This window comes from Mesorhizobium sp. M7A.F.Ca.ET.027.03.2.1, assembly GCF_003999175.1.
Lineage (GTDB): Bacteria > Pseudomonadota > Alphaproteobacteria > Rhizobiales > Rhizobiaceae > Mesorhizobium.
In genome coordinates, this window is sequence record NZ_RZOM01001276.1 from 1 (window position 1) to 1,516 (window position 1,516).

Annotated in this window: 1 protein-coding gene; it reads left to right on the top strand. The window is 67.9% G+C overall.

Annotation, left to right across the window (positions count from 1 at the left end):
* On the top strand, positions 1-1,516 hold a 1,516-nt coding region (addB, locus tag EN750_RS33780; protein WP_127399234.1), incomplete at both ends, for a double-strand break repair protein AddB.

A 1,516-nucleotide genomic window follows, 5' to 3' on the forward strand; every position in this document is an offset into this window, starting at 1 on the left:
CCACGCGGCGGAACTGGGCGAGCTGGTGGCGCTGCGCGGCGGCACCGTCCGTCCCGACATCGTTTCGCTGCCGGAACTGTTCGAGGCCCGCCTCACCGGCCTGGGCGGCGGCAGCCGGCCGCCCTTCTGGTTTTCCCGGCTGACCGTGCGCTCCATCGAAACTACCCGGAATTTGCTTGAACGTCTCAAGCAGGCTCTGGCGCCGCTCGCAGCCTTCCGCGGCCGGGACGATGCCGACCTTGCCGCGCTTGTCAGGGCCAGCGTCGCCACACTCGAAAATCTCGGCCGCACCGCCGACGGTGGTCTTGGCGAACTCTATGCCGGTGACGCCGGCGAAAAGCTTGCCGAACTGCTGCGCGGGCTGGTCGCGGCTTCGGCTTCACTGTCCTTCGCGGCGACCGAGTGGCCCGATATCATGGCGGCGCTGATCGCGCCTGAAACGGTCAAGCCGGCACAGGGCACCGACCGGAACATCGCCATCTGGGGTGCGCTGGAAGCCCGATTGCTGACCGTCGATACGCTGGTCATCGGCGGGCTCAATGAGGGCGTATGGCCGCGCAAGCCCGAGAGCGACCGCTTCATGTCGCGGCTGATGAAGACCGGTATCGACCTCGAACCGCCCGAGCGGCGCATCGGCCTTGCCGCGCATGATTTCCAGATGGCCATGGGCGCTGGGAAAGTGGTGCTGTCCCGCTCGGCGCGCGCCGGCGACGCACCCGCCGTGCCGTCGCGCTGGCTTCAGCGGCTGCTGACCTTTATCGGCAACAATCAGGCAGCGGAGCTGCGCCGGCGTGGCGACGAACTGCTCGCCTGGGCGCGCGCGCTGGATACAGGCCCAAGGCGGGATTTCGCGCCACGGCCGCAGCCGAAGCCGCCCCTGTCGGTGCGCCCGACGCATTTCTCGGTCACCGAGATCGAGACCCTGCGCCGGGATCCCTACGCTGTCTATGCGAGACGGATCCTTGGACTGATGCCGCTCGATCAGGTCATCCGCGACCCCGGTGCGGCCGAGCGCGGCACGTTGTTTCACGCCATCCTGCACCTGTTCTCAGGCAGCGTCGCCGATCCGGGCACCCCCGATGCGCTTGCCGGCCTTATCGCCGCCGGCCGCGCCTGTTTCGCCGAAGCGGCCCTTCCGGCCGATGTCGAGGCGGTGTGGTGGCCACGCTTCGAGAAACTCGCCGCCAACATCATCGAATGGGAGCGCACGCGCGCCGATGCAGTGACAAGGCGTCATGCCGAGGAGCGCGCCGGCAAGACTGTTGTCGGCCAATCCGGCATGACGCTGTCCGGCTACGCCGACCGCGTTGACCTTTTGGCCGGCGGTATGGCCGACATACTGGATTACAAGACCGGTTCCTCGCCGTCCAAGGCGCAGGCGCACACACTGCTTGCGCCGCAACTGGCGCTGGAGGGCGCGCTGCTCAGGCGCGGCGCCTTCAAGGATTTGGGCGCGCGCGAGCCCTCTCAACTGGCCTTCATCAGGCTGAAGCCGAATGGCGAGGTGTTCGAGGAA